This window comes from Streptomyces sp. NPDC002835 (assembly GCF_053591995.1).
In genome coordinates, this window is record NZ_JBSFUW010000102.1 from 1 (window position 1) to 4,915 (window position 4,915).

Sequence of the window (4,915 nt, forward strand, 5' to 3'; positions counted from 1 at the left end):
GCCCTCCAGGCCACCGAGGAGGAGGTCCTCGCCCGGCTCACCGACGGGATCTCCGTCGCCGCCGTCAACGGACCGGACTCCGTCGTCGTCGCCGGAGACGCCGAGGAGACCGCCGCCGTCGCCGCGCACTTCGCCGGGCTCGGCCGAAAGACGAAGCCGCTGCGCGTCTCGCACGCCTTCCACTCGCCCCTGATGGAACCGATGCTGGCGGAGTTCCGCGCCGTCGTCGCCGGCCTGGCCCCGCAGGCCCCGGTCGTCCCGGTGATCTCCACCCTCACCGGCGTCCCCGCCACCGCCGCGCAGCTCGCCTCGCCCGACTACTGGGCCGACCACGCCCGCCGCACCGTCCGCTTCGCCGACGCCCTCACCTGGCTGACCGGCCACGGCGCGGGCGCCTTCCTTGAACTCGGCCCCGACGGCGTACTGTCCGCCCTCGCCCAGGCCACCGAGGAAGAGCCCGCGGCGAGCCCGCTGCTGCGCCCCGGCCGCCCCGAGGCCGACACCCTCATTGAGGCCGTCGCCGCGCTCCATGTGCGCGGCGTCCGCGTCGACTGGGACGGCTGGTTCGCCGGCACCGGGGCCCGCTCCGTCGACCTGCCGACGTACGCATTCGAACACCGCGCCTTCTGGCCCCGGACCGCCCTCGGCCGCCCCGCGGGCGATGTGCGCGGCGCCGGGTTGGGCGCCGCCCACCACCCGCTGCTGGCCGCCGCCGTGTCCCTCGCCAACTCTGACGGTCTGCTGCTCACCGGCCGGCTCTCCGTCCGGTCCCACCCCTGGCTGGCCCAGCACGCCGTACGCGGCACCGTCCTGCTGCCCGGCACCGGCTTCCTGGAGCTGGCGGTCCGGGCCGGCGACGAGGTGGGCTGCGACCGGGTCGAGGAACTCACCCTCGCCGCGCCCCTGGTCCTGCCCGAACAGGGCGGCGTACAGGTCCAGGTCTGGGTCGGCAGCCCCGACGAGAGCGGCCGCCGCACCCTGACCGTCCACTCCCGGCCCGACACCGGCCAGGACGGGGCCGTCGACGAGGAACAGCCGTGGACCCAGCACGCCCAGGGTGTGCTCGCCGCCACGGACCACCACGCACCGGCCGACGACGCGTCCGCGGCAGCCGTGTGGCCCCCGCAGGACGCCCGGCCGCTGGAACTCGACGGCCTCTACGCGCGGATGGCCGAGACCGGCTTCGCCTACGGGCCGCTGTTCCAGGGCGTACAGGCCGCCTGGCGCGTGGGCGACGACGTGTACGCCGAGGTGGCGCTGCCGGAGACCGGCGCCGCCGCCGACGCGTTCGGCATCCACCCCGCCCTGCTCGACGCCGCCCTGCACCCCTGCGCCTTCCTCGACCTCGGCGAACACGGGCGCGGCGGGCTGCCCTTCGCCTGGCAGGACGTCACCCTGCACGCCAGCGGCGCCACCGCCGTCCGGGTCAGGCTCTCCCCGGCCAGTGACGACGCGGTCGCGCTGAGCGTCACCGACACCGAGGGGCGGCCGGTCGTCACCGTCGGCTCCCTCGTCCTGCGCGCCGTGCCCGAGACCACGTCCGACCCCGCCGACGCGCTCGCCCGCGAGGCCCTGTTCGAGCTCCGCTGGACCCGCCCGCGCGGCACCACCGCGGCAGCGGACACGTCGTCCGTCGCCGTCCTCGGCGACGACCCGTACGGCCTCGGCGCCCCGCTCGTACGGGGCGACGGCGCCGCCCTGCCCGCCGTGGTCCTCGCACCAGCCGTCGCACCAGCCGTCGCGGCGGCTGCCGAGGACCCGGACGCCGCCGCGCACGCCCTCACCGCACGCGTCCTGCGGCAGATCCAGGACTGGCTGGACGACGACGCCTGCGCCGACAGCCGGCTCATCTTCGTGACCCGCGGCGCGGTCGCCGCGGACCCGGACGAGGGAGTCGGCGACCCGGCAGCCGCCGCCGTCTGGGGCCTCGTACGCTCCGCGCAGGCCGAACACCCCGGCCGGTTCGGCCTGCTCGACCTGGACCCCGGCGCGGCCGTCGCCGTCCCCCCGCAGGCCCTGACCGGCGACGAGCCGCAACTGGCCGTCCGTGACGGCTCCGTGCTGGTCGCCCGGCTCGCCCGGGCCCGCCGCGAACGGGCAGAGGCGGCCCTCGACCTCGAGGGCACCGTCCTGATCACCGGCGGCCTCGGCGGACTCGGCCGGGCCCTGGCCCGCCACCTCGTCACCGGGCGCGGCGTGCGCCACCTGCTGCTGGCGAGCCGGCGCGGGCCCGCCACCGAGGGCGCGGCCGAGTTCGCCGACGAACTGCGCGCACTCGGCGCCCGGGTCGCCGTCGAAGCCTGCGACCTGGCCGACCGGACCGCCGTCGACCGGCTGCTCGGCGCCGTCCCCGCCGCGCACCCGCTGACCGCCGTGGTGCACGCCGCCGGCGTCCTCGACGACGGCGTGGTCACCTCCCTCACCCCCGAGCGGATCAGCGACGTCCTGCGGCCCAAGGCCGACGCCGTCTGGCATCTGCACCGGGCCACCGCGGAACACTGCCCCGACCTGGCCGCCTTCGTACTGTTCTCCTCCCTCTCCGGCTCGGCCGGCGCGCCCGGGCAGGGCAACTACGCCGCCGCCAACGCCTTCGTCGACGCCGTCGCACAGCTCCGGCGCGCCGCCGGACTCCCCGCCCGGTCGCTCGGCTGGGGCCCGTGGGCCCCCACCGCCGGGATGACGGGAGGCATGACCGAGGCCGATCTGGAGCGACTGGCCCGCCGGGGCACGCCCGCCCTCACCGAGGAGGAGGGGCTCGCCCTCTTCGACGCCGCTCTCGCCGTGGACGCGCCCGTCGTGCTGCCCGCCCGGCTCGACCTGCCGGTGCTGCGGGCGCTGGGCGACGTACCGCCGCTGCTGCGGGGACTCGTCCGCACCCCCGTCAGACGCTCCGTCGTCGCCGGCTCCGAAGCCGCCGCCGGACTCGTCCAGCGCCTCGCCCGACTCGACGAGGCGGACCGCACCGCCGAGGTCGTCTCACTCGTGCGCGCCCAGGTCGCCGCCGTCCTGCGGCACGGCGGACCCGAGGACGTGGACCCGCTACGGCAGTTCCAGGGCCTCGGCTTCGACTCGCTGACCGCCGTCGAACTGCGCAACAGGCTGCGCGGCACCACCGGACTGCGCACCTCCGCCACCGTGATCTTCGACTACCCGACGGTCACCGCCCTCGCCGGGCACCTCCTCGACGAACTCATGGGGGACCGGGGCGCCGCCGCCGTGACCACCGCCCCCCGCACCGCGGCCGCCTCCGACGACCCGATCGTCATCGTCGGCATGAGCTGCCGCTACCCGGGCGGCGTCGCCTCCCCGGACGACCTGTGGCAGCTGGTGCACGAAGGCGTCGACGCCGTCTCCGGCCTGCCCGTCGACCGGGGCTGGGACCTCGACGGGCTCTACCACCCCGACCCGGACCATCCCGGCACCGCCTACACCCGCTTCGGCGGATTCCTCCACGAGGCGGCCGAGTTCGACCCCGGCTTCTTCGGGATGAGCCCGCGCGAGGCCCTGGCCACCGACGCCCAGCAGCGGCTGCTCCTGGAAGCCTCCTGGGAGGCGGTCGAGCGGGCGGGGATCGACCCGGGCACCCTGCGCGGCTCGCAGACCGGCGTCTTCGCGGGCGTCATGTACAACGACTACGCGGCCACCCTCGCCGACAGCCGCTTCGAAGGCCACCAGGGCAGCGGCACCTCGCCGTCCATCGCCACCGGCCGCGTCGCCTACAGCCTCGGCCTCGAAGGCCCGGCCGTCACCGTGGACACCGCCTGCTCCTCCTCGCTCGTCTCCCTGCACTGGGCCATGCAGGCCCTGCGCGCCGGCGAGTGCTCGCTCGCCCTCGCGGGCGGCGTCACCGTCATGTCCACCCCGACCTCCCTCATCGAGTTCTCCCGCCAGCGCGGCCTGTCCCCGGACGGGCGCTGCAAGGCGTACTCCGACGGCGCCGACGGCGTCGGCTGGGCCGAAGGCGTCGGCGTCCTCGTCCTCGAGCGGCTCTCCGACGCCCGCCGCAACGGACACACCGTCCTCGCCGTGGTCCGCGGCTCCGCCATCAACCAGGACGGCGCGTCCAACGGGCTCACCGCCCCCAACGGGCCCTCCCAGCAGCGCGTCATCCGCCAGGCCCTGGCCGCCGCCGGCCTGAGCCCCGCGGACGTCGACGTCGTCGAGGGACACGGCACCGGCACCGCCCTCGGCGACCCCATCGAGGCGCAGGCGCTGCTCGCCACCTACGGCCAGGACCGCGACGCCGAACGGCCGCTGCTCCTCGGCTCGGTGAAGTCCAACATCGGCCACACCCAGGCCGCCGCCGGTGTCGCCGGCGTCATCAAGATGGTCATGGCGATCCGCCACGAGACCGTCCCGCGCAGCCTGTACGCCGCCGAACCCTCCCGGCACGTCGAGTGGCAGACCGGAGCCGTCGAGCTGCTGGCCGAGGAGACCGCCTGGCCGGCGACCGGCCGGCCGCGCAGAGCCGGCGTCTCCTCGTTCGGCATCAGCGGCACCAACGCCCATGTCATCATCGAACAGCCGCCCGCCCTGCCCGCCCCCGCCCCGCGCGAGGAGTCCCCGGTCACCGCCTGGCCGCTCTCCGCCAGGACCCCGGCCGCACTGCGCGACCAGGCCGTCCGCCTGCGCGCCCACGCCGAGGCCCACCCCGGCCTCCACCCCGACGACATCGGCCTCTCCCTCGCCACCACCCGGTCCGCCTTCGAACACCGCGCCGTCGCCGTCGGCAGCCGCCCCGAACTGCTGCGCGCCCTGCGCGCGCTGGCCCGCGGCGAGACCGACCCGGCGCTGTGCGAAGGCGAGAACGGCGGCGGCGGGCTCGGTCTGCTCTTCGCCGGGCAGGGTTCGCAGCGGGCGGGGACGGGGCGTGAACTGTGCGCCCGGTTCCCGGTGTTCGCGGCCGCGCTGGACG

At 76.5% G+C, this 4,915-nt stretch carries 1 protein-coding gene; it reads left to right on the forward strand.

Going from position 1 to position 4,915, the window contains the following annotated elements; translation table 11 throughout:
• Positions 1-4,915, forward strand: a 4,915-nt coding sequence (locus ACWD01_RS37190) for an SDR family NAD(P)-dependent oxidoreductase (RefSeq protein WP_451168381.1), incomplete at both ends; no start/stop codon positions are given.